Origin of the sequence: Kineococcus haloalkalitolerans (genome assembly GCF_050871905.1) — a bacterium.
Classification (GTDB): Bacteria; Actinomycetota; Actinomycetes; order Actinomycetales; family Kineococcaceae; genus Kineococcus.
This window is the reverse complement of the sequence record NZ_JBJLSH010000003.1, coordinates 165,597-189,109: the sequence shown is the minus strand read 5'-3', so window position 1 is coordinate 189,109 and position 23,513 is coordinate 165,597. Positions and strand designations below refer to the sequence as shown.

21 protein-coding genes are annotated in these 23,513 nt (G+C 76.8%); 13 read left to right on the top strand and 8 right to left on the bottom strand.

The genetic code is table 11. The features are described 5' to 3' along the window. Positions 1–98: 98 nt before the first annotated feature. On the bottom strand, positions 99–1,379 hold the full coding sequence (gene nhaA, locus ACRYMY_RS02905) for a Na+/H+ antiporter NhaA (RefSeq protein WP_432545760.1): 1,281 nt from the start codon (positions 1,377–1,379) through the stop codon (positions 99–101). A 243-nt stretch (positions 1,380–1,622) separates the two neighbouring features. Between nhaA and ACRYMY_RS02900 the strand changes: the two genes are divergently transcribed. From ACRYMY_RS02900 to ACRYMY_RS02875, 6 genes are all read left to right on the top strand, one after another. Beyond that, a complete protein-coding gene (locus tag ACRYMY_RS02900; RefSeq protein ID WP_432545759.1) occupies positions 1,623–2,018 on the top strand; it encodes an STAS domain-containing protein in 396 nt (131 codons plus the stop codon). Positions 2,019–2,070: 52 nt separating this feature from the next. Continuing rightward, complete coding sequence (locus ACRYMY_RS02895; protein ID WP_432545758.1) at positions 2,071–2,922, top strand: oxygenase MpaB family protein; 852 nt, start codon at positions 2,071–2,073, stop codon at positions 2,920–2,922. 1 nt (position 2,923) lies between these two features. Beyond that, positions 2,924–3,409: an acyl-CoA thioesterase gene (locus ACRYMY_RS02890; RefSeq protein ID WP_432545757.1), complete on the top strand. Its 486-nt coding sequence runs from the start codon at positions 2,924–2,926 to the stop codon at positions 3,407–3,409. Further along, a complete protein-coding gene (locus ACRYMY_RS02885) occupies positions 3,396–3,959 on the top strand; it encodes an SRPBCC domain-containing protein (RefSeq protein WP_432545756.1) in 564 nt (187 codons plus the stop codon). The genes ACRYMY_RS02890 and ACRYMY_RS02885 overlap by 14 nt, the downstream gene beginning before the upstream one ends. 157 nt (positions 3,960–4,116) lie before the next feature. Then, entirely contained in the window at positions 4,117–6,135 is a 2,019-nt protein-coding gene (locus ACRYMY_RS02880; protein WP_432545755.1) for an alkaline phosphatase, read from the top strand. A gap of 110 nt (positions 6,136–6,245) precedes the next feature. Next, positions 6,246–7,247 carry a zinc-binding alcohol dehydrogenase family protein gene (locus ACRYMY_RS02875; RefSeq protein ID WP_432545754.1) on the top strand — a complete coding sequence of 334 codons (1,002 nt, stop codon included), beginning with the start codon at positions 6,246–6,248 and terminating at the stop codon, positions 7,245–7,247. A 12-nt stretch (positions 7,248–7,259) separates the two neighbouring features. On the opposite strand, the gene ACRYMY_RS02870 is transcribed toward ACRYMY_RS02875, so the two are convergent. Beyond that, positions 7,260–7,823: an AAA family ATPase gene (locus tag ACRYMY_RS02870; RefSeq protein WP_432545753.1), complete on the bottom strand. Its 564-nt coding sequence runs from the start codon at positions 7,821–7,823 to the stop codon at positions 7,260–7,262. A 109-nt stretch (positions 7,824–7,932) separates the two neighbouring features. On the opposite strand from ACRYMY_RS02870, the gene ACRYMY_RS02865 reads away from it, so the two are divergent. The 3 genes from ACRYMY_RS02865 to ACRYMY_RS02855 all read left to right on the top strand — a co-directional run bounded on the left by ACRYMY_RS02865 (position 7,933) and on the right by ACRYMY_RS02855 (position 9,813). Beyond that, positions 7,933–8,322 (top strand): PadR family transcriptional regulator, encoded by a 390-nt coding sequence (locus ACRYMY_RS02865; RefSeq protein ID WP_432545752.1) that lies wholly within the window; start codon positions 7,933–7,935, stop codon positions 8,320–8,322. Further along, positions 8,319–8,855 (top strand): HAAS signaling domain-containing protein, encoded by a 537-nt coding sequence (locus ACRYMY_RS02860; RefSeq protein WP_432545751.1) that lies wholly within the window; start codon positions 8,319–8,321, stop codon positions 8,853–8,855. The genes ACRYMY_RS02865 and ACRYMY_RS02860 overlap by 4 nt, the downstream gene beginning before the upstream one ends. A 109-nt stretch (positions 8,856–8,964) precedes the next feature. Next, positions 8,965–9,813: a DUF4394 domain-containing protein gene (locus ACRYMY_RS02855; protein ID WP_432545750.1), complete on the top strand. Its 849-nt coding sequence runs from the start codon at positions 8,965–8,967 to the stop codon at positions 9,811–9,813. Positions 9,814–9,852: 39 nt separating this feature from the next. Here the strand turns inward: ACRYMY_RS02855 and ACRYMY_RS02850 are convergent, their stop codons facing one another. Beyond that, positions 9,853–12,462: a DEAD/DEAH box helicase gene (locus ACRYMY_RS02850; protein ID WP_432545749.1), complete on the bottom strand. Its 2,610-nt coding sequence runs from the start codon at positions 12,460–12,462 to the stop codon at positions 9,853–9,855. A gap of 92 nt (positions 12,463–12,554) precedes the next feature. On the opposite strand from ACRYMY_RS02850, the gene ACRYMY_RS02845 reads away from it, so the two are divergent. Continuing rightward, a complete protein-coding gene (locus ACRYMY_RS02845) occupies positions 12,555–13,274 on the top strand; it encodes a PAS domain-containing protein (protein ID WP_432545748.1) in 720 nt (239 codons plus the stop codon). A gap of 24 nt (positions 13,275–13,298) precedes the next feature. Here the strand turns inward: ACRYMY_RS02845 and ACRYMY_RS02840 are convergent, their stop codons facing one another. After that, positions 13,299–13,694, bottom strand: coding sequence for a LuxR family transcriptional regulator (locus ACRYMY_RS02840; RefSeq protein WP_432545747.1), 396 nt, complete (start codon positions 13,692–13,694; stop codon positions 13,299–13,301). 181 nt (positions 13,695–13,875) lie between these two features. On the opposite strand from ACRYMY_RS02840, the gene speB reads away from it, so the two are divergent. Then, positions 13,876–14,871 (top strand): agmatinase, encoded by a 996-nt coding sequence (gene speB / locus ACRYMY_RS02835; RefSeq protein ID WP_432545746.1) that lies wholly within the window; start codon positions 13,876–13,878, stop codon positions 14,869–14,871. Between the two features lie 65 nt (positions 14,872–14,936). Beyond that, entirely contained in the window at positions 14,937–16,577 is a 1,641-nt protein-coding gene (locus ACRYMY_RS02830; protein WP_432545777.1) for a flavin monoamine oxidase family protein, read from the top strand. Between the two features lie 21 nt (positions 16,578–16,598). On the opposite strand, the gene ACRYMY_RS02825 is transcribed toward ACRYMY_RS02830, so the two are convergent. Continuing rightward, positions 16,599–17,822, bottom strand: coding sequence for a PP2C family protein-serine/threonine phosphatase (locus ACRYMY_RS02825; protein WP_432545745.1), 1,224 nt, complete (start codon positions 17,820–17,822; stop codon positions 16,599–16,601). Between the two features lie 96 nt (positions 17,823–17,918). On the opposite strand from ACRYMY_RS02825, the gene ACRYMY_RS02820 reads away from it, so the two are divergent. Next, positions 17,919–19,259, top strand: a complete 1,341-nt coding sequence (locus ACRYMY_RS02820) for an APC family permease (RefSeq protein WP_432545744.1) — start codon at positions 17,919–17,921, stop codon at positions 19,257–19,259. Here the strand turns inward: ACRYMY_RS02820 and mptB are convergent. The 3 genes from mptB to ACRYMY_RS02805 are packed head-to-tail and all read right to left on the bottom strand — an operon-like array spanning position 19,154 to position 23,457. Next, entirely contained in the window at positions 19,154–20,635 is a 1,482-nt protein-coding gene (gene mptB / locus ACRYMY_RS02815; RefSeq protein WP_432545743.1) for a polyprenol phosphomannose-dependent alpha 1,6 mannosyltransferase MptB, read from the bottom strand. The two genes, ACRYMY_RS02820 and mptB, sit on opposite strands and share 106 nt — an antisense overlap. Positions 20,636–20,657: 22 nt before the next feature. Continuing rightward, complete coding sequence (locus ACRYMY_RS02810) at positions 20,658–21,395, bottom strand: glycosyltransferase (protein WP_432545742.1); 738 nt, start codon at positions 21,393–21,395, stop codon at positions 20,658–20,660. 37 nt (positions 21,396–21,432) lie between these two features. After that, the gene (locus tag ACRYMY_RS02805) at positions 21,433–23,457 is read right to left on the bottom strand and encodes a GAF domain-containing SpoIIE family protein phosphatase (RefSeq protein WP_432545741.1); all 2,025 of its coding nucleotides are present in this window, start codon (positions 23,455–23,457) and stop codon (positions 21,433–21,435) included. Positions 23,458–23,513 lie beyond the last annotated feature (56 nt).

Sequence of the window (23,513 nt, the reverse complement as noted above, 5' to 3'; positions counted from 1 at the left end):
TCGGTCAGGGCGCGGGCACCGGGTCGGGGTGCCTCGCGGGAGGACCGGGCGGGTCGTCGAGGGCCGCCCGGAGCGACGGGACGAGGTCGTCCCGCGTCTCAGGCGCGGGACGGAGCGGTGCCGGAGAGGACGGCTCCCCACGTGGAGGAGTAGCCGTTGGTCCCCACGTGAACAGGGTGACCGGACATGGCCCAAGAGGTTACCGCGATCGGACCTCCGCGCCCGCCCGGCGGTGGGCGCGCGCGCCGGACGAGGACGGCGCTGGCGAGGACGGCGGCGACGAGGGAGCCGAGGAGGACGCCCAGGGTCATGTGCTCGCCCTGGGGGGTGCCCTGCCCGAAGGACAGGGTGCCGATGAGCAGGGAGACGGTGAAGCCCATCCCGGCGAGCAGCGACAGGCCGAAGACGTCGGACCAGCGCAGCTCGTCGGCCAGGTGCGCGCCGGTGAAGCGGGCGAGCAGCCAGGTGGTGCCGAAGACGCCGATCGGCTTGCCGAGCACGAGGCCGACGACGATGCCGATGACCACCGGGTCGCGCAGCGCCTCGACCAGGCCGCTGACGCCGCCGACGAGGACACCGGCGGAGGCCAGGGCGAACAGGGGCAGGGCCAGCGCGGTCGACACGGGCCGCCAGCGGTGCTCGAAGGCGGCCGCCGTGCCGTCGGCGACGGGGACGGCCAGGCCGAGCAGGACCCCGGCGACGGTGGCGTGGACGCCGGACTCGTGCACGAGCCCCCAGGTGAGCAGGCCCAGCGGCAGCAGGACCCAGCCGGTGCGGACGCCGCGGTGGAGGAGCACGGTGAAGACGGCGAGCACGACGAGCGCGAGCACCAGGTACGACAGGTGCAGGGTCTGGGTGTAGAAGACCGCGATCACCGTGATGCCGAGCAGGTCGTCGACGACGGCGAGCGTGAGCAGGAACAGGCGCAGGGCGGCGGGCAGGCCGCGGCCGACGACGGCGAGCACGGCCAGGGCGAAGGCGATGTCGGTGGCCACGGGCGTGGCCCAGCCGGCCAGGGCACCGGGCGGGCCGCCGGGCAGCAGCAGGTTGACCAGCACGTACAGCAGGGCCGGGACCGCCATGCCCCCGACGGCCGCGGCGATGGGCAGGACGGCGCGGCGGGGGTGGCGCAGGTCCCCCTCGACGAACTCGCCCTTGAGCTCGATGCCGGTGACGAAGAAGAAGACGGCGAGCAGGCCGTCGGAGGCCCACTGCTCGAGGGTCAGGCGCAGGGGCCCGGCGCCGACCTCGAGCTCGCGCACGCCCTCGTAGCCGGCGGCGTCGAGGTTGGCCCACAGGAGGGCGGCGAGGGCGGCGAGCAGGAGCAGGGCCCCGCTGACGGGTTCGAGGCGCAGGGCGCGCGCGAGTCGCTGGGTCACGGGGGCCTTCCAGGAGGTGCCGGACGTCGGTCGCCGGCCTGCCCGGGCCGGCGTGCCGTTCGCCGGAGCAACGGGTTCGACGGGGCAACGGTACGGGGAGGGACCGGCGGTGCGCGCCGCCGCTTCCCCGCACCTCGATGTGGCGACGCGCAGGACACGATCAGTCACTCGGAGTGAGCACGCGCGGTACGCTGGCGCCACCGCTCGAGCCGTTGGGCGGCTTCTCGTGACAGGTGGTGTCCAGTGCGGACGAAGAACGCAGCGTGCGCCCTCCAGGTGCGTCGCAACGGTCCCGTGACGGTCGTCGCCGTGCACGGCGCCCTCGTCGCCGGGACGGCCACCACCGTGCGCACCCGCGTCGACGAGGCCCTCGACGTCGCGAGCTGCGTCGTCGTCGACCTGTCGGGCGCCACCCGGCTGGACTGCCACGCCCTCGGTGCGCTGCTGGCCCTCGCCGGGCGCGCGCAGCGCCGCGGCGGCGCCCTGCGCCTGGCCGCCGCCTCCCCCGCCGCGCTGGCCGCGCTCGCCGGGTACGACCTGCTCGGCACCCTCGGCGGCGCCGAGGACCTCGACACCGCCTTCGCCGCCGTCGCGGCCGTCGCCCTGCCCGACGCCGCCGAGCGGGCCGCCGCCGGCTGAGCCCGCGCGGCGTCCCGGGCGCGACGGGCGGGCCGCTGCCAGGCTGGTGCCCGTGCCCGCCCGCGTCCGCCTGCCCCTGCGCGCCGCGCTGCCCCCTCCCCCGCCGCCCGGCCGGCCGGGCGACCCCGGCGTCGTGCCCCCGCACGGGGCCGCGTGGGCGGTGCTGGCCGAGCGCGCCCTGCTGCTCGGCGCTCCCACCGCCCTGCTGCTGCAGCTGGCCGCTCCCCCGGTGGCCGCCGCCGTCGCCGAGCGCAGCACCTTCCGCGAGGACCCCGGCCACCGGCTGACCGCCACCCTCGACGCCGTCCTCACCGTCGTCTTCGGCGACACCGAGCAGGCCGCGGCCGTCGGCCGGCACGTCGGGCGACGGCACACCGGCGTGCCCCGCGCCGACGACCCGCAGCTGGGCCTGTGGGTGCACGCCACCCTCGTGCGCACCGCCCTCGACGTCACCGCCCGCTACCTGCGCCGGCCCGTGGACGAGGCGTTCCGCGAGGCGTACTGGCGCGAGGTGCAGCCCTTCGCCACCGCCTTCGGCGTCCCGCGCGAGGTCCTGCCGCCCACGGCCGCGGCCTTCGACGCCTGGTGGGAGGCCGCGCTGGCCCGCACCGAGGTCACCCCCGCGGCGCGCGAGGTGGCCGACCACCTGCTGTCCACCCCCACCAGCCCGCCCGTGCCCGGGTTGGGCGTCGTGGCCCGCGCCGTGACCGCGGACCTGCTGCCGGAGCGCCTGGCCGCGGAGTACGGCCTGGTGCCCGGTCCCGGGCGGCGCGCGCTGGCCGCCGCGGTGCGCGGGACGACCGCCACCGCGCGCCCGCTGCTGCCCGGCCGCCTGGCCCGCTGGCCGCACCTGGCGCTCGCCGAACGGCGGCTCGCGGCCCGCGGCGCGCCTACTATGTCCTGACATGGAGCCCGACGACGCGGCAGGACCACCGCTGAACTTCCGGACCCGCAAGTGGGTGCGCCCGGAGGACCTCAACGCCAACGGCACGCTGTTCGGCGGCAGCCTGCTGCGCTGGATCGACGAGGAGGCGGCGGTCTACGCCATCCTCCAGCTCGGCAACGGGCAGGTCGTGACGAAGTACATCTCCGAGATCGAGTTCGTCAGCTCGGCCCAGCAGGGCGACCTGGTGGAGATGGGCCTGCTGGCCACGGCGTTCGGGCGCACGTCCCTGACGATGCGCGCGGAGGTGCGCAACATGATCACCCGGCGCAGCATCCTGACCATCGAGAAGATCGTGTTCGTCAACCTGGGCCCGGACGGGCAGCCGGCACCGCACGGGTACTCGACGATCACCTACGATCGCGACCGCATCCCGCGCCACATGACGGGTGCCGCCGGGGCCACGGCGCCGGGCGCGGCGGGGGGTGGCGGCCGTGAGCGGTCCTGAGGGCGCGCCGGCGCTGCTGGGCGGTGCGCGCTTGCACGGCGGGGACCGGGCGACGCTGCGGCTGGAGCGCGAGTACCCGCACCCGGTCGCGGCGGTGTGGACGGCGCTGACGCTGCGGGAGGTGGCGCGCCGGTGGCTGGCCGACCTGCGCGCCGACGTCCGGCCCGGCGGGGAGTTCTCGCTGATGTGGCTGACGGGCCCGGCGGAGGAGCTGCAGTGGTGGCCGGGCGAGGTGACGGCGCTGGACCCGCCGCGGCTGCTGGAGCACACCAACGCCGAGCACGGCCTGCTGCGCTGGGAGCTGGAGCCGGTCGACGCCGGGGCGCTGCGCTCGGTCACCCGGCTGCGGCTGACGAACGAGCTGGAGGGCGAGGACGCCTGGGTGCCGATGTCCCTGGCCTCCTGGCACCTGCACCTGGAGCAGCTGGAGCGCGCGCTGGCCGGCGAGGGGGCGGACTGGGCGACGTGGCCGGCGGCGACGAGCCACCGGCTGCACGCGCTGCGGGCCGCGTACGCCGCCGCCGTCCGGCCCGACGCCCACAGCGACTGAGAACCGTTCTCGCGCAGGGAGTCCCGCGGGCGCGTCATCCGGAGTTGTCCGGCTGTTGCCGGGACGTTCGCCCGTCCGGGGAACACGGCTGTAACGGTGAACCCGCCCGCAGACACCCCCCGCGACCGCCCGGTCGCGGACGAGGCGAGGAGCCCCCGTGCCCGAGAACACCCCCCTGCCCGACGAGGACGGCGCGGACCGCCCCCGCGGCGTCTTCAACCGCCGCGGCCTGCTCGGCACCGGTGCGGCCGGGCTGGCCACCGCCGTCGTGTGGGGCCACGGCCTGCGCGGCGCCGCGCCGGCCACCGCCGCCGCGTACGTGCCCGCGCAGCTGAACGCGCGCGACCCGCACGCCGGCACCGTCTCCTTCCGCACCGCCTCGGTGGCCTCGCCCGACGGCACGACCGTCGTGCGGATCCTGCCTCTCGACCGCGCCGTGTTCCAGGCCGGCGCGACGTTCGACCTGCGCGTGGAGGCCGAGGGCGTCGACCCCGAGACCACCCGCATCGTCCTGCGCGTCGCCGGCGCGGACGGCCCCGTCCCGCTGCTGTCCCCGCAGCCGCGCCGCACCAGCACCTTCGAGGACTCCGTCGAGGTCACCTACGAGGGCCTGGCCTACCCCGAGGCGGGCAGCTTCACGATCAGCGCCGAGGTCACCTCGAGCGCGGGTTCCGCCACCAAGGAGGTGCGCCACGAGGTGCGCAGCTCCGCGCGCTCGGGCGCCGGCGCCAAGAACGTCATCTTCTTCCTCGGCGACGGCATGGGCGCCGCCGCCATCACCGGCGCGCGGATCCTGTCCAAGGGCATCGTCGAGGGCAAGTACAACGGCCTGCTGGAGATGGACGAGCTCGACGTCCACGGCGTGGTCACCACCTCCGGCAGCGACTCCATCGCCACCGACTCGGCGAACTCGATGTCCGCGTACATGACGGGCCACAAGTCGGCCGTCAACGCGATGGGCGTGTACGCCGCGAACACCGAGGACCCCGACGGCAGCCCGAAGGTCGAGACGATGGCCGAGCTGCTCAAGCGCTCGCGCGGCATGTCCATCGGCATCGTCACCACCGCCGAGATCCAGGACGCCACCCCGGCCGCGGTGTTCGCGCACACGCGCCGCCGCTCGGAGTACGTCGACATCATGGACCAGTCGCTGAACCCCGCGCAGATGCCCGACGTGTTCATGGGTGGCGGCCGCGCCACCCTGCTGCCGCAGTCCGCCGAGGGGTCCCGGCGCACCGACGACCGCGACCTCGTGCAGGAGTTCCAGGACCGCGGGTTCTCCTACGCCGGCACCCGCACCGAGCTGCAGCAGGTTCTGGCCGGCGGCGCCCCGGACCGCCTGCTGGGCACCTTCCACCCCCGCAACCTCAACGTGTACGTCGACCGCGAGGTCACCCGGGACCCCGAGGTCCTGGGCGACTACCCCGACCAGCCGACGCTCATGGAGATGACGCGGGCTGCGCTGGCGGTGCTGGAGAAGAACCGGGACGGGTTCTTCCTCATGGTCGAGGGCGCCTCCATCGACAAGATGGAGCACCCGCTGGACGGCCCCCGCGCCGTCTACGACACCATCGAGCTGGACCAGGCCGTCGGGATCGCCAAGGAGTGGGCCGCCGGCCGCGACGACACCCTGATCGTCGTCACCGCCGACCACAACCACGCGATGAGCATCGCCGGCACCCACACCCTGTCCGCCGAGGGCGAGCCGGCGCGGCAGAAGAACGGCGTGTACCAGGACGCGGGGTTCCCGACCTACGTGGACAGCGACGGCGACGGGTTCCCCGACGACCCGAACCCCGACGTGCAGCTGTTCTTCGGCTGGTCGAACCACCCCGACCACCAGGACGACTTCGCCCACAACCCGGTGCTGGCGCAGCCCGCGCTGGAGGACCCGGCCACCGAGCAGGCGTACCCGAACCCCGACCGCGACCCGGGCGCCGTGGTGCAGATCGGCAACCTGCCGCTGGACCAGACGAACTGCGTGCACACCGTCGAGGACGTCTCGATCATGGCGTCCGGCCCGGGTGCCGCGGTGTTCGGCAAGGTCATCGACAACACCGAGGTGTTCCACGGCATCTGCGCCGCGCTGGGCCTGGAGGTCCCGGCGTACCGGCTCAGCAGCGCCGGTGTCGCCGAGGTCGAGGTCGCCGCGCCGCGGGCCGCGCCCGTCGCCTGACGCACCCGTCCCGGCGCGCCGCGGGCCGCACCCCCCTCGCGGGGTGCGGCCCGCGGTCGTCCGGGCCAGGCTGAGCCCTCCCGCCCGACCCCCGCTGGAGGAGCACCGCCGTGACCACCGTGAACGCCGTCGCCGCCCTGGACGGCCTGCCGATCTCCGACCCCGCCTCGCTGCAGGACGTGCGGGTCGAGGTGCCGCGGCTGCGCCCCCACGACGTCCTCGTGCGGGTGGAGGCCGTGTCCGTGAACCCCGTCGACGTGAAGGTCCGCACCGGCCTGGGACCGCAGGAAGTCCCCCGGGTCCTCGGCTGGGACGCCGCCGGCACCGTCGAGGCCGTCGGCGAGGCCGTGACGAGCCTGTCGGTGGGCGAGGAGGTCTGGTACGCCGGGGACGTCACCCGCCCCGGCTCGAACACCGAGCTGCAGGCCGTCGACGAGCGGATCGTCTCGCGCAAGCCCACCAGCCTCAGCTTCGCGGAGGCCGCCGCGCTGCCGCTGACGAGCATCACCGCGTGGGAGTCGCTGTTCGACCGCCTGCGCCTGGGGCCGGGCTCGACCGGGACGCTGGCCGTCCTCGCCGGCGCGGGCGGCGTGGGGTCGGTGCTGGTCCAGCTCGCCAAGCAGCTGACCGGGGTCCGCGTCGTGGCCGGCGCCGGCAAGCCGGAGTCGCGCAGCTGGGTGGAGGACCTGGGCGCCGACGCGGTGTTCGACCACCACGACCTCGTGGCCTCCCTGGGCGAGGTGGCCCCCGACGGCGTGGAGCTCCTGTTCTCCCCGAACTCCGCCGGCAACGTCGAGGCGTTCGCGCAGGTCGTCAAGCCCTTCGGCCACGTCGTCGCGATCGACGACCCGGTCGGGCTGGACCTGTTCCCGCTGAAGAGCCGCAGCATCGCCTGGCACTGGGAGCTGATGTTCACGCGGCCGGTGCACCAGACCCCCGACCTCGCCGAGCAGTCGCGGCTGCTGGGCGAGGTCGCCGCCCTCGTCGACGCCGGACGGGTCCGCACGACGATGACCACGGCCATCGACGACTTCAGCGCCGCCGGCCTGCGCGAGGCGCACCGCCTCGTCGAGACCGGCCGCACCGTCGGCAAGGTCGTCGTGCACCGCTGAGCGGCGGCCCGCTCAGGGGCCGTCGACCTCCAGGGTCGGCCAGCGCTCGAGCGCCCACGCGGCCCACGTCGGCCAGCCGGGCGGCGGGCCGGGCAGCGCCCGGCCCGCCAGCTCGTCCTCGTCCGGCTCCTCGAACCGCCGGCGCCAGCCGACGACGTCGGCGCGGGTCATGGGGAACGTCTCCCCCACCGCCTCCGCGCGCCGCCGCGCGATCCGCTCGAGCTGGACGTCGAGCTCGACCGGCAGGTGGACCACCCGGCAGCGCGCGCCCGCGCCGGCGGCCAGCGCCCGCAGCGCCGAGCGCTCGTCGCGGCTCCACAGCCCGAAGTCGAGGACGACACCGGTGCCCAGCCGCAGCGCCCGCAGCGCCGTCGTGATCATCAGCCCCTCCAGCAGGTCGCGCTTGCCCTCCGCGCGCAGCGAGGTGCCGAACAGCGGCAGGTGCCAGTCGTCGGGGGTCAGCCGCAGGAGACCGTCCGCGGCGGCCAGCCGGCGCGCCAGGGTCGTCTTGCCGGCGCCGGGGAGCCCGACGAGGGCGAGCAGCACCGGGCCGCAGGCCTCCTCGACGTCGTGCACGACGCCACCGTGCTGGCGCGCGACGGGTCCGTCAACGTGGCGACCGTCCACCGGCACTGGTCTCGCTGAGTAGCTTGTCCGCCTGACTAGTCAGTCGTACTGTCGAGCTGTGAGCGCGACACCGGACGCCCCGTGGCCCGCCGAGTGGATGCGCGGCGTGCTGTCGTTGTGCGTCCTGGGCGTCGTCGCGGAGGGCCGCACCTACGGCTACGCCGTCGCCACCCGCCTCGCGCGGGCCGGGCTGGGCGCGGTGAAGGGCGGCACGCTCTACCCCGTCCTGGGCCGACTGGAGGCCGACGGCTTCGTCACCTCCTCCTGGGGCGCCGGCGACGGCGGCCCGGGCCGCAAGTTCTTCGACGTCACCGACGCCGGACGCCGGCACCTCGCCGAGCGCGCCGGCGCCTGGCGCACCTTCACCTCCCGCGCCGCCTCCCTCCTGCCCGAGGGGGACGGCGCCCCGGTCCCCGCCGCCGTCGGCGGCAGTGAGGAACAGCCATGAGCACCAGGACCGCTCAGCGGTACACCGAGAAGCTGCACGTCGCGCTGCGGCTGCGCGACGTGCCCGGCGAGCGGATCGGCCAGGTGCTGGCCGAGGTGGAGGCCCACGTCGCCGACACCGGCGAGGACCCGGTGGAGGCGTTCGGCCCGCCGCGCCGCTACGCGCGCGAGGTCGCCGCCGCCACGGGCACCGCGGGCTCCTGGCGGCTGGACCGCCGCACGATCGCCGTCAGCGCTCTCGTCGGCGTGCTGTCGTTCCTCGCGGTCACGCTGCTCGCCGACGGCGCGGCCGCCCGCACCTCCGGCGGGGACGGGCTGTGGGGCCTGTCCGCGGGGGCGTCCCTGGCGCTCGGGGCCCTGGTGGCCGCGGTCGTCACCGTGTTCCTGGCCGTGCACTCGGCACGCCGGGCGGACCCGGTGCGCGACCCGCGCACCGGCCGGACGGAGCGGGTCCCGGTGTGGCTGGTCCCGGTGCTCTTCGCGGCGCTGTTCGCCGCCGTCCCCCTCGTCAGCACCCTCCTGCCGCCGTCCTGACGGCAGCCGCGGGAAGTTCGCGGCCCGCGGCGTGAACGCGGACGGGGTCCGCGACGTACCCCCCGTCGAACCGGCACGGACGCCGGTCCCGACGACCTGGAGGAACCTCGTGCGCACCCGGACCACCGTCACCGCCCTCGCCGCCGCAGCGGCCGTCGCCCTCGCCCCCGCCACCGCCGCGTCCGCCGACCCCGGGAAGGGGTCCGGGAAGGGCGCGAACCCCCACCACGCGATCGGCCTCGCCGGTGGCGGCACGGAGATCGTCACCTTCCACGCCGACAAGCCGAAGAACCTGCGCGTCGTCGGCGACGTGACCGGCCTGCAGGAGGACACCCGCCTCGTCGGCATCGACTTCCGGGTGCAGGACGGGAAGCTGTACGGCGTCGGCGACCGCGGCGGCGTCTACACCGTCGACACCTACTCCGGCGCAGCCGCTCTCGTGCTGCGGCTGACCGTCGCGCTGGACGGCGAGCGGTTCGGCGTCGACTTCAACCCGGCCGCGAACGCCCTGCGGATCGTCAGCGACACCGGCCAGAACCTGCGCCAGCCGTTCGCCACCCCGGGCGCGGCGACCATCGAGGACGGCGACCTGTCCACGCCGCCGGCCGAGGGCACCACGACCGGCGTCACCGCCGCCGCCTACACGAACAACGACCTCGACGACTCCACCGCCACGAGCCTGTTCGTCATCAGCGGGAACTCGGTCGCCCTGCAGTCGCCCGCCAACGCCGGGACCCTGGCCGCCACCGGTTCCCTGGGCGTCGAGGTGACCGGCGACGCCGGGTTCGACATCAGGTCGACCCGGAAGGACGGCAAGACCGTCGAGAACGAGGCCTACGCGACGATCACCGTGGACGGGCAGGCGCGCCTGTTCCACGTGTCGCTGCTGACCGGCGCCGCGCACGAGGTCGGCGCGCTGGCCGCCGACGTCACCGACCTGGCGCTGCCGCTGGGCTGACGGGCGACCCGGGGCCCGGCACCGCCGGGCCCCGGGGCCTCACAGCCGCAGCAGCCCCGCCACCCGCAGCACGGCCTCTCCCGCCTCGTCGGAGGCGTCGAGGTCCACCTCGGCGACGACGGCCCAGTCCCGGTCCCCGGCCGGGTCGTCGACGACCTGGCGCACGTACCAGTTCCGCGCCGACCCGCGCGGGTCCGGCCCGGACCCGTCGTCGACCTGCAGCAGGTGCGGGCCGCGCGCGTCCGGGCCGGTGCCGACGCTGTCGTGCTCGGCGTAGTAGGCGTCCAGCTGCTCCTCCCACGTCGCCGCGTCCGGCGACCCGGGCAGCGCGGCCAGCGCCTCGGGGCGGTCCAGCGCCACCTGCTCCACGAACCGGAACACGGCGTTGCGCACGAGGACGCGGAACGCGCGCGGGTTCGCCGTGACGGGCGGCGCCTCGTCCTCCTGCGGCGCGAGCGCGTCCTCGACGTCCTCCTGGCCCTCGGCGCCCGAGCGCAGCCGCTCCCACTCGGCCAGCAGGCTGGAGTCGGTCTGGCGCACGACCTCCCCGAGCCACTCGACGAGGTCGGTCAGCTCGTCGGTGCGGGCGTCCCCGGGCACGCTCTGGCGCAGCGCCTTGTAGGCGTCGGCGAGGTAGCGCAGCACCAGGCCCTCCGAGCGGGCGAGCTGGTAGAACGCGACGTACTCGCCGAACGTCATGGCCCGCTCGTACATGTCGCGCACCACCGACTTCGGGCGCACCTCGTAGTCGCCCACCCACGGGTTGCCGCGCCGGTACGTCTCGTACGCCTCGCGCAGCGTCTCGGCCAGCGGCTGCGGGTGCTCGACGTCCTCCAGCTGCTCCACCCGCTCGGCGTAGTCCAGGCCGTCGGCCTTCATCCGGGCGACGGCCTCGCCCTTGGCCTTGGACCTCTGCGCCTGCAGCACCTTGCCCGGGTCGTCGAGGGTGGACTCGATCACCGACACCACGTCCAGCGGGTACGTGGGCGCCTCGCGGTCCAGCAGGTCGTCGACCACGGCCAGCGCGAACGGCGACAGCGGCTGGTTCAGCGCGAAGTCCAGCTGCAGGTCCACCACCAGGCGCACCTGCCGGCCGTCCGGCAGCGGCTCGGGCAGCTTCTCCACGACCCCGGCGTCGAACAGGGCGCGGGCCAGCTCGACCGCGCGGCGCACGTGCCGCAGCTGCTGCTTGCGCGGCTCGTGGTTCTCCAGCAGCAGGTGCCGGGCCGCCTCGACGGGGTTCCCGGGGCGCTGCAGCAGGTTCAGCAGCATCGACGTCGTCACCCGGAAGTGCGAGGTCAGCTGCTCCGGCTCGGCGGCCACCAGCTTGGTCATCGTCTGCTCGGACCAGGAGACGAACCCCTCGGGCGCCTTGACCCGCTGCACCTTCTTCAGCTTCTTCGGGTCGTCACCGGCCTTGGCGACGCGCCGGGCGTTCTCCACCTCGTGCTCGGGCGCCTGCACGACGACGGTGCCGGCGGTGTCGAAACCCGCCCGCCCGGCGCGGCCGGCGATCTGGTGGAACTCCCGCGCCCGGTAGTGGCGGACCCGGCGGCCGTCGAACTTCGTCAACCCGGCGAACAGGACCGTCCGGATCGGCACGTTGATGCCGACGCCGAGGGTGTCCGTCCCGCAGATCACCTTCAGCAGCCCGGCCTGGGCGAGGGTCTCCACCAGCCGGCGGTACTTGGGCAGCATCCCCGCGTGGTGGACGCCCACCCCCATCCGCAGCAGCCGGGAGAGGACCTTGCCGAAACCCGGCGCGAAGCGGAACGCGCCGATCGCCTTCGCCACGGCGTCGCGCTGCTCGCGGGTGGCGACCTTCGCGCTGGTCAGCGCCTGCGCCTGCTCGACGGCCGCGGCCTGGGTGGCGTGCACGACGTAGACGGGGGCGCGGTCGGTGGCCAGCAGCTCCTCGACCGTCTCCTGCAGCGGGGTCGTCGCCCACGAGAAGTGCAGCGGCACCGGCCGCTCGGCCGAGGCCACCAGGGCGGTCTCGCGGCCGGTGCGCCGGGTCAGGTCCTCGCGCAGCCACGTGACGTCGCCCAGCGTCGCGGACATCAGCAGGAACTGCGCCTGCGGCAGCTCCACCACCGGCACCTGCCACGCCCACCCGCGGTCCGGGTCGGCGTAGAAGTGGAACTCGTCCATGACGACCTGGCCGACGTCGGCGAACGCCCCCGAGCGCAGCGCGAGGTTCGCCAGCACCTCGGCGGTGCAGCACACGATCGGCGCGCCGGGGTTCACCGAGGCGTCGCCGGTCATCATCCCGACGCGCTCGGCGCCGAAGACCTCCACGAGCGCGAAGAACTTCTCGCTCACCAGCGCCTTCAGCGGCGCCGTGTAGAAGGAGCGCACCCCGGCCGCGAGCGCCGCGGCGTGCGCGCCGGCGGCCACGAGGGACTTGCCCGAACCGGTGGGGGTGGCCAGCACGACGTTGGCGCCGGAGACGACCTCCAGCAGCGCCTCCTCCTGCGCCGGGTACAGCTGCAGGCCGCCCTCGGCGACCCAGCCGGCGAAGGCCTCGTACACGTCGTCGGGCTCGGCGCCCACGGGCAGCACGGGCACGCGGCCCCGGGCGGGCGGGACGCGCCCGGCGGTCTCGAGGAGGTCGTCGGGCGCGGGGGTGGTGCCGGGGGGTGTCGTCATGGCGCCTCCCATCGTCGCACCCGGGCCGGCGGACTGCTCCGGACCGGTGATCACCGGTGGTGGCGGGAGCGTCGCCGCGGCACGATCGCGGAGTGCCGATCGAGGACCCGCCCCGGCGCGACTCCCTGAGCTGGGAGCACCACGTGCGGCGGCGCGCGGAGCTGCTGCGCGAGGAGCTGGAGCGGGTGTGGGGCGACGAGCTGCCCCCGGGCCCGCACGCCCTCACGACGCTGCTCGTGGACGCCGTCGCCATGGACGACGCCGCCGGGCGCCGGCAGGGCCTGCTCGTGCAGTCCGACGCGGTGCCGGCCGAGCTGGTGCTGGGGCTGCTGCGGAGCAGCCCGGGCGGGCGGGCGGTGCTGGAGCGGCTGCCGCCGGACCTGGGCGCCCGCGTGGACCTGGCCGCCGCGACCGTGCCCGCCGGCGGGGCGGGCGACGGGCTCGGCGACGGGCTCGACGACCTGGCCGGGCACCCCGTCCCGCCGACCGCGTCGGGGGCCTTCTCGGTGGAGGTCGGCGAGGGTCGCGTGCTCGTCGACGAGCGGGTGGCGACCCTGCTGGGCCTGCCCGCGCGGCCCGGGAGCCTGACCTGCGAGGAGCTGGCCGGGCGGCTGCACCCCGACGACCGCGAGCAGGTGGGCGGGGCGCTGCGGCGCGCCGCGGACGGCGGCGGCTCGGTGTCGGTGCGCGGGCGGGTGGTGGAGCGGGACGGGCGGGCGCGGTGGCTCTCCCTGGTCGGTCACGCCCTGCGCGACGGCGGGCGGGTGGCGCGCGTCGTCGGGTTCGTGGCGCCGAGCAGCGGCCCGGGCTGACGGCACCGGGTCGGCGGCGCCGCGTCAGCGGATGAGGCCGTCGGCGCGCGCGGCGTCCGCCGCGGCCGCGCTCGAGCGCACCCCGTACTTGCGGCGCACCCCCGCCAGGTGCTGGGCGACGGTGTTCGCGGCCAGCCCCAGCCGCTCGGCGACGACCGAGCCGGGGCACCCCTCCGCGACCATCTGCAGGACCTCGCGCTCGCGGGCCGTCAGCGCCACCGGCGCCCGGCCGTCCGCGGCGACCCGCTCCGCCCGCTCCAGCGCGGCGTAGCGCTGCTCGGGCACCAGGACGTACCGGTGCCCGGCGGTGTCCTCGACCACGACGTCGTCCCACCCGTCGGCGGGCAGCACGACCCGCTGCCCGTCCACGACCGGCACCCGCGCGGGCTGCCCGTCGACGACGGCCTTCTGCTGGACCATCCACCGCTCCCTCTGCACGCCCGGGAGCGGGTGCCCGCTGACTGGAGCACGCTCGCCCGCCGGGGACGACCACGATCACGATAAGCGGCGGTCCCACCCCGTGCACGCTTGAACGCGGAACCACTTCCCGCGGCGCGCCCCGCCCTTGCCGCGCCGCCCCCGGCCCGGCGAGGGTGGGGCGGTGACGCACCACCCGCGCGACGACGCGCCGGCCGCGCCCGCCGACACCCCTGTGGGCCCCCTCGACGCCACCCGCGTGCCCCGCTTCGCCGGCCCGGCGACCTTCGCCCGGCTGCCCCGCCTCGACGAGGTGGCCCGCGCCGACGTCGCCGTGCTCGGCATGCCCTTCGACAGCGGTGTCAGCTACCGCCCGGGCGCCCGGTTCGGGCCCGCGCACGTGCGCGCGTCCTCGCGCCTGCTGCGCCCGTACAACCCCGCCACCGGCGCGTGGCCGTTCGCCGACCAGCAGGTCGCCGACGCCGGCGACGTCGCCCTCAACCCGTTCGACGTGCACGAGGCGCTCGACACCGCGCGGGCCGCCGTGGCGTCCCTGACCGCCGACGGCACCCGCGTGCTGTCCCTGGGCGGCGACCACACCCTCGCCCTGCCCGTGCTGCGCGCCCTGGCCCGCGAGCACGGGCCGCTGGCCGTCGTCCACCTCGACGCCCACCTGGACACCTGGGACACCTACTTCGGCGCCCCGTACACGCACGGCACCCCGTTCCGCCGCGCCAGCGAGGAGGGGCTGCTGGACCTGGAGCGGTGCGTCCACGTCGGCACCCGCGGGCCCCTGTACGCCGCCAGCGACCTGGAGGACGACGCCCGCCTGGGGTTCACCGTCGTGCGCGCCGACGACTACGAGACCGACGGCGTCGCCCGCGCCGTCGAGCGCGTCCTGCGCCGCGTCGAGGACGCCCCCGTCTACGTCAGCGTCGACATCGACGTCCTCGACCCCGCCGCCGCGCCCGGCACCGGCACCCCCGAGGCCGGTGGGCTGACCAGCCGGGAGCTGCTGCGCACGCTGCGCGGGCTGGCCGGCCGGCGCGTCGTCGGCGCCGACGTCGTGGAGGTCGCCCCCGCCTACGACCACGCCGAGATCACCGGCATCGCCGCCGCCCACGTCGCCTACGAGCTGCTCGGCCTGCTCGCCGGCCCCCGCGCCGGGAGCGCCCGGTGAGCCTGCCCACCCCGCCCGAGGAGGACACCGGCCCCGGCGCCGGCACGGGCGCCGGCGAGCTGACGATGCTCGTGCCCGACTTCCCCTTCCCCTACGACGAGCACCTGGCCTCCCCCGCCGGCCTCGGCAGCGTCCCGCCCGCGCGGCACGGCACCGAGGTCGCCGTCGTCGGCGCCGGGATGTCCGGCCTGGTCACCGCGTACGAGCTGATGAAGCTGGGCCTGCGGCCCGTCGTCCACGAGGCCGGCGAGATCGGCGGGCGGCTGCGCACCGCCACCTTCCCCGGCGTCGACGGGCCCGTCGCCGACCTGGGCGGCATGCGCTTCCCCCGCTCCGGGCGCGCGTTCTGGCACTACGCCGACCTCGTCGGCGCGCGCTCGGCGCCCTTCCCCAACCCCCTGGCCCCGCAGACCCCCAGCACCGTCGTCGAGCTCGGCGCCCGCGCCCACCACGCCGTCACCGCCGACGACCTGCCGCCGTTCTTCGGGGAGGTCTCCGCCGCCTGGGCCGACGCGCTGGAGGAGGGCGCCCGGCACTCCGAGGTCGTCGACGCGGTGCGCCGCCGCGACCTGCGCGCCCTCAAGCAGCTGTGGGACGAGACCGTCCCCCGCCTGGACGAGCAGACGTTCTACGAGTTCGTCGCCCGCTCGCGCGCCTTCTCCCGGCTCAGCTACGCCCACCGCGAGACGTTCGGGCAGGTCGGCTTCGGCACCGGCGGCTGGGACACCGACTTCCCCAACTCGGTGCTGGAAGTGCTGCGCGTCGTGCACACCGGCGCCGACGACGCGCACCGGCGGATCCTCGGCGGCGCGCAGTCCGTGCCGCTGGGCCTGTGGCGGCACCGCCCCGACCGGCTCGCCCACCACCCGCGCGGCACGTCGCTGGAGTCCCTGCACGGCGGCTCCCCGCGCCCGGGGGTGGTGCGGGTCCGGCGCGGGGAGGACGGGCGGCTGCACGTGCTGGACCGCTGGGGCACCGAGCGCGGCTACGACGCCGTCGTCGTCACCTGCCAGTCGTGGCTGCTGTCCGCCGGCATCGACACCGACGAGTCGCTGCTCAGCCACGACCTGTGGATGGCGCTGGAGCGCTCGCACTACATGCAGGCGTCCAAGACGTTCGTGCTCGTCGACCGCCCGTTCTGGCACGACCGCGACCCGGTCACCGGCCGGCACGTCATGTCCACGACGCTGACCGACCGGATGACCCGCGCCACCTACCCGCTGGACGGCCCGGCCGGACCGGACGGCCCGGCGACGCTGTGCCTGTCGTACACGTGGAACGACGACTCGCTGAAGTGGCTGGCGCTGGACGTCGGCGAGCGCGTCCGGCTCATGCTGCACAGCCTGGGCAAGATCTACCCCGGCCTGGACATCGCCTCCCACGTGCTGGGTGAGCCGATCACCGTGAACTGGGAGCGCGAACCGCACTTCATGGGCGCCTTCCGCGGCAACCTGCCCGGGCACTACCGCTACCAGCGGCGCCTGTTCACCCACTTCGTGCAGGACGACCTGCCGCCGCAGCACCGCGGGATCTTCCTGGCGGGCGACGACATCTCCTTCACCCCCGGCTGGGCGGAGGGCGCCGTCACCACCGCGCTGAACGCCGTGTGGGGGGTGGTGCGCCAGCTCGGCGGCTCCAGCGCCCCCGGCAACCCCGGCCCCGGCGACCGCTTCGCGGAGCTGGCCCCGCTGCGCCTGCCCGACTGAGCGGGCCGGGCGCGACGCCCCTCACGACGTGCTGGCGCCCCCGCTGGCCCGGCGGTGCGCGCGGGTGCCGTGCCACTGCAGGCACAGCGCGGTGGCGTCGTCGACCAGCTCGCCGTCGCCCACGGCTTCCTGCACCGCGGTCGTGAGGGCCTGGATCAGCTGGCGCGGGTGCGCCTCGCGGTGCTGCACGAGCAGCGCCGGCAGGTCCACGTCGCGCGCGTTGCGCTCGAGCATGCCGTCGGTCAGCAGGACCAGCCGGTCGCCGGGCTCGAGCTGGGAGCGCTGCACCCGGTAGGAGGTTCCGGGGAGCACCCCGAACGGGAGGTCCACCTCCAGCCGCAGCGGTCGCGCGCTGCGGCCGCGCAGCAGCAACGGCCGGGGGTGGCCGGCGTTGACGACCTCCACGGCCCCGGAGGACAGCTCGACGCTCAGCAGCAGCCCGGTGACGAAGCCCAGGCCGTCGTGGTGCTCGGCGACGGCGTCGTTGGCGTCGCGGGCCATCACCGCCAGGTCGTGCGAGGCGCGGCGGCCGTTGCGCAGGCTGCCCACGGCCAGGGTCGCCAGCAGGGCCGCCTCCACGTCGTGGCCCATGGCGTCCGTCATCGACACGTACAGCCGCTCGGCGTCCAGCGCGTAGTCGAAGGTGTCACCGCCCACGGTGCTGGACGGCTCCAGCCACCCGGCCAGGGTGCACTGCGCCGCCTCGCAGGTGAAGGCGTCGGGCAGCAGGCGGCGCTGGATCTCCGCGGCCAGCGAGACCGGCCGGCTGCGCTGGCCCCACTCGTACAGGTCGGTGTGCCGGCGCTCGGTGGTCACCACGTAGGCCATCGCGTGGGCGGCGGAGGTGACCAGCGCCAGCACGTCGTCGTCGGGCGCCCCGGGCAGCACGAGCTCCAGCACGCCCATCGCGTCACCGCGGGCGGTGACGGGCGCCAGCACCCGGACCGCCGGGTCCCCGCGACGGCCGGCGGGCACGACCTGCACCCGCTGCTCCAGCACGGCCCGCCCGTGGGGCAGGGTGTCGTCGAGGGGCACCTGCTCGGCACCGCCCGCCTCCTCCTCGCGGGTGTCGGGGTGGCGCAGGCGCACCAGCGCCTTCCCGGCGAAGTCGGTGATGAGGAAGCTGACCTGCCGGGCGCCGACCTGCTCGCGCAGCTCCTGCGCGAACACCGCGACCGCCGCCGTGGGCGACGACGCCTCGACGTCGTCCAGCGGAGCGGTGAAGGAGCCACGTGCCACGACCACGGGACCAATCTAGGGAAGACGGCGATCACCGCACCGGGGGCCGGGCCCGCCCGGGTGTTCACCGCGCGGTCACCCGCGGCCCCTACCGTCCGCCGCGTGAGCGCGAACCCCCCGGCGAACCTCCCGGCGTCCCTGGCGCGGCGGCTCGGCACCGGCGACGCCGTCGCGATCGGGCTCGGCTCGATGCTCGGCGCCGGCGTGTTCGCCGCGTTCGCGCCCGCGGCGGCCGCCGCGGGCGCCGGACTGCTGGCCGGGCTCGCCGTCGCGGCCGTCGTCGCCTGGTGCAACGCCACCTCCTCCGCGCAGCTGGCCGTCCAGCACCCCGCCGCCGGCGGCACCTACGTGTACGGCCGCGAGCAGCTGGGCGAGTGGTGGGGGTTCCTGGCCGGCTGGGGGTTCGTCGTCGGCAAGACGGCCAGCTGCGCGGCGATGGCCCTCGTGGTCGCCGCGTACGCGGCCCCGCCCGGCTGGGAGCGCCCCGTCGCGGTGGCCGCCGTCGCGGCGCTGGCCGCCGTGAACCACCGCGGGATCACCCGCACGGCCCGGCTGACGAAGGTGCTGCTGGTCGTCGTGCTGCTCGCGCTGGCGGTGGTCGTGGCCGCCGGGCTGGGCGGCACCGGCGGGCGGGCCGGGACGACCGGCTGGGACGTGGGCGCCGGCGGCTGGTACGGGACGCTCCAGGCGGCGGGCCTGCTGTTCTTCGCCTTCGCCGGGTACGCGCGCATCGCCACGCTCGCCGAGGAGGTGCGCGACCCGGCGCGCACGCTGCCGCGGGCGGTGCTGGGCGCGCTGGCGGGCGCGGCCGCCGTGTACGCCGCCGTCGGCACGACCGCGCTGCTGGTGCTGGGCCCGGACCGGCTGGCGGCCTCGACGGCGCCGCTGGTGGACGTCGTGGCCGCGGCCGGCTGGGGCTGGGCGGAGGTGCTCGTGCGGGTCGGCGCGACGGCCGGGGCGCTGGGCGCCCTGCTGGCGCTGGTGGCCGGGGTGGGCCGCACGACGCTGGCGATGGCCCGCGGCGGCGACCTGCCGGGCGCGCTGGCCGCGGTGCACCCCCGGTACCGGGTGCCGCACCGGGCCCAGGTGGCGGTGGCCGTCGTCGTGGTCGTCGTGGTGCTGTCGGTGGACGTGCGCGGGGCCATCGGGTTCAGCTCGTTCGGGGTGCTCCTGTACTACCTCGTCGCCAACCTCGCGGCGTGGACGCAGACCGGGGAGCACCGGCGCTGGCCGCGGCCCGTGCAGGCGCTCGGCGCGGTCGGCTGCGTCGTGCTGGTCCTCGCGCTGCCGCCGTCGTCGGTGCTGGCGGGCGTGGCCGTGTTCGCCGTCGGGGTCGCCTACCGGCTGGTGCTGGTGCGCCGCCGCCGGGCCAGCAGCGGCGGCAGCGCCAGCGCGGCCAGCAGCCACACCCAGGCCAGCCAGGGGCCGACCTCGCGCCGGTAGCCCAGGGTCAGGGCCTCCACGGCCGGGGACATGCCGTCGACCAGCCCCGGCACGTACGCCAGCGCCAGCAGCGACAGGCGCACCAGCAGCAGCCGGTCCAGGGCGGCCGGGGCGGTGACGGCCAGGGCCAGCGGCCCCCACAGCAGCAGGTCGTACCAGGGCAGCGCGTAGGGCGCCGCGAGCAGGTAGCCCAGCGCCAGCAGGCAGGTGGCGCCGGCGGCGGTGCGGCGCAGCTCGTCGTCCGGTTCCAGCGTCGTCGCCGTACCGGCCAGCCGGCGCGCGTGCACCGCGACCAGCAGCGCCGCCAGCACCAGCGTGCCGGGCAGCAGCGCCCCGCGCGGCAGCCCCGCGTCCACGAGCGGGCGCCACACCGTCGCCAGGGACACGTAGCGGCTGGCGGTGCGCGTCTGGTCGTAGGCGTGGGCGCCGGCCCACAGGTGCGCCGGCACGAGCACGAGCAGCGCGCCCGCGACGCCGCGCAGCAGCCAGCCCGGTCCCCACCCGGCCCGGCGCAGCAGGACGTGCGCGACGAGCAGCCCCGCCCCCGCGGCCGCGTACGGCAGCTTCGTGCCCGCCGCCACGCCCAGGACCAGCCCCGCGGCCAGGGGCGCGCGGGGCGCCAGCAGCAGCGCGCCGAGGGCGGCGGCGCCGGCCAGGACGTCGGCGTGGGCGCCGCCCAGACCGACGGTCAGCAGCAGCGGGTTCAGCGTCCACAGCACGGCGGCGCGCGCGCGGGCGGCGTCGTCGTGGCGCAGCGCGCGCTCCAGGCCGACCGCGGCGGCCGCCCACGCCGCCAGCAGCACCAGCTGCCCCGCCCACACGGTGGCGCGCACGGAGTCCCCGCCGGCCAGCGAGGCCAGCGCGTGCAGGAGCGTGGCGACCGGCCCGTACACCGAGGGCGTCTCCCGCCACGGGTCGCGCACCGCGGACGCGACGGGGTCCTGCCCGCCGGCGAACGCGGCCGGGGAGGCCGTGTACGGGTCGCCGCCGAGGGCGGCGATCCGCCCGTAGGCGGCGTAGCTGAGGTGGTCGGCGGACCCGACCGGCGGCAGCAGGCAGACGACGACCGCGGCGCCCAGCCCGGCGCGCAGCACCAGGCGCGGCGCGGGCCGCCAGCCGCGCCCGACGGCGGCGAGGCCGGTCAGCGCCGCCGCCCCGCCCGCCAGGCAGGTGGTCGCCAGCAGGGCGCTGACCAGCGCGGACGAGGGGCGCAGGCCCAGGTCGAACGGCACCCGGCCCGGGCCCAGGCCGGGAGCGGCGGCCGAGGGTCCGGCGACGGCGACGGCCGCCCACGCCAGCAGGGCCAGCGCGCCCAGGCCCCCGGCGAGCAGCGGCAGGCGCCCCGCCGGCCCGCCGCGCGCGGCGGTGCCGCTCACCGCCGGGACGCCACCGCGGACGTCACCACGGGCGGACCCGCACCCGCCGCTGGGCCAGGGCCAGCGCCACGTCGCGGTACTGGGCGGCGCGGTGGGCCTGCGCGCGCCAGTCGGTGCCGGTGACGCGGTGGTGCAGGTCGCAGGGCACCTCGGTGACGCGGAAGCCCGCGCGCACCAGGTCGATCGTCAGGGCGGTCTCCACGCCCCAGCCGCGGGCCAGCGGCAGCGCGGCCTCGAACGCCCCGCGGGTCAGGCAGCGCATCCCCGACAGGGGCTGCTGCGGGGACCAGCCGACGGCCGCGCAGGTGCCGCGGCGGGCCAGGCCCACGACGAGGCCGCGCCCGCCGCCGGGGGTGGCCTGGCGGGGCAGGACGGCGATCGTCATGTCCGCCTCGCCGGCCAGGACGGGACCGGTCAGCGGCTCGGTGCGCGCGGCGCTGCCGGCGAGGTCGGCGTCCACGAACAGCAGCGGCCGCGGCCCCGTGCCGGGGCGGGGGGCGGCGTGCTCGCGGGCGGCGACGGCGCGGGCGCCGGTGCGCATCGCGGCGGCCTTGCCGCGGTTGCGGCGGTGGGCGACGACGAGGGCGCCGGCGTCGCGGGCGCGGGCCGCGGTGGCGTCGGTGGAGCCGTCGTCGACGACGACGACGAGGTCGGCGACCTCCAGGCCGCGCAGCGCGCGGACCGTCTCGGCGATCCGCTCCTCCTCGTCCTTGGCGGGGACGACCACCGCGACGGTGCGGGAGGGGCTGGGCGGCGGCACGCCCGGAACGGTAGCGGGTGCCCCGGAGGCCGGCCGCTCAGCAGCGCGTCGCGCCCGGCAGCAGGCGCAGCGCCAGGACGGTGACGTCGTCGTGGCCCTGCTGCCCGCGGGTCAGGACGTCCACGAGCTCGTCGACGATCGCGGCGGGGGTGTCGCGGGCGGTGGAGCGGAAGACGTCCAGCGCGGCGGCCATGCCGTCGGTCAGGGAGCGGGTGCGGGTCTCCACGAGGCCGTCGGAGAAGACGACGAGGCCGCTGCCGGGGTCGAGGTGGAGGTCCAGGACGTCGTGGCGGGGGTCGCCGGGCACGCCGACGGGCACGCCGGGCGGCACGTCCAGGTAGGCGGGTCCGGTGCCGGTGCACGACAGCGGCGGCAGGTGCCCGGCGCTGGCGGCCAGCAGCCGCCCGTCGCGGCGCAGGAGGCCGTAGAAGAGGGTGACGAGGTCCTCGTCGCGGTCGGCGACGGCCGCGCACGTGTCCAGCCCGCGCAGCACGGCCCCGGGGTGGGGGTCGACGAGGGCGAGGGTGCGCACCTGGGTGCGGACCTCGCCCATGACGGAGGCGGCGCGCACACCGCGGCCGACGACGTCGCCGAGGACGACGGCGACGAGGTCCTCGTCCAGGACGATCAGCTCGGCCCAGTCGCCGCCGACGTCGCTGCCGGCGGCGGTGGCGGTGCGCCGGTGCGCGGCCAGCCACGGCACGCGCGGCAGCGGGCCGGGCTGCAGGGCCTCCTGGAGGATCGACGCGGTGCTGCGCTGGGCCTCCAGCAGCTGCGCGCGCTCCAGCGCGGTGGCGGACTGCCGGGCCAGCGCGAGGAGGAAGTCGCGCTCGCCGTCGTCCTCGGCGACGGTCTCGGGGAAGTCCAGGACGAGGGTGCCCAGCTCGCCGCGCGCGGTGGTCAGGGGCAGCTCCAGCGTGACGGCGGGCGCGCCGGAGGGCCCGTCCCCCGCCCGCGGCGCGGGGGCGGGCAGCGGCAGGCCCTCGACGGGGTGCAGGTCGAGGGCGGCGCGCAGGGCCCCGGTGCCGCGCACGGCGACGCCGACGACGGCCTCGGCGACCTGCGCGTGGCTGCCGGCGTGCGCGAGGGCCGCGGTGAGCTGCTGCAGGGCGCCGGAGCGCCGCGCGGCCAGGACCCGCTCGGTGACGTCGTTGCTGGAGCCGACCCACTCCACGGTGCGACCGTCCTCGCGCACGGGCACCACGACGGCGGAGATCCACCGCCAGCGGCCGGGCCGCCCGACGCGGTAGCGGGCGCTGAAGCGGGTGTCGGTCTCCAGGCTGCGCTGCCAGGCGGCCAGGACGCCGGGCAGGTCGTCGGGGTGGACGTCCTGCTGCCACGCCTGGGCGGTGACCTCCCCCTCGCGGCCGGTGATGGCGCGCCAGCCGGGCAGGTCGCTCTGCAGGCCTCCGTCGCGGGTGACGGTGAAGACGTCGAGGCTGCCGGCCTCGGCGAGGGTGCGGTAGCGCTGCTCGCTGCGGGCGGCCGCGGCCAGCGCCTCGCGGGCGGTGCCGAGCAGCTGGGCGCGCTCGAGGGCGACGGCGCACTGGCCGGCGAGCGCCTCGGCGAAGGCCTGCCCGGCGGCGTCCAGCGAGCCGGGGCGGTCGAAGCCGAAGCGCAGGACGCCGACGAGGCGCCCGCGCGCGGTGAGGGGGTGCATGGCCCAGGAGCGCTCGCCGAGGGTGAGCAGGGGCCCGTTGAGGGCGCCGTCGAAGCGCGACAGCAGCTCCTCGGGGGTGCGCAGCAGCAGGGACCGGCGGGTGCGGGCGACGTGCGCGCTGGGGGTGGAGGAGGTCAGCGGGACCTCGGGGGCGGCACCGAGGGGGGAGACGCCCGCGTCGCGGCCGGTGCGCGGGCGCAGGACGCCGGCGGCCTCGTCGAGCAGGAAGACGCTGCAGGAGCTGCAGCCGAGGACGTCGCGGCCGGTGCGCAGGACGACGGTGACGACCTCCTCGACCTCGAGGGCACCGGCGAGGTGCACGGCGCTGCGCTGCAGGGACCGCAGGGCGGTGAGGTCGAGGGGGGCGTGCCCGGGGGTCCCGGGCGCGGGACTGGAGCGCATCGGGCTCAGCACCCCCTCCGGACGTCGGACGTCGCGTCCCGGCCCGTCCAGGACCT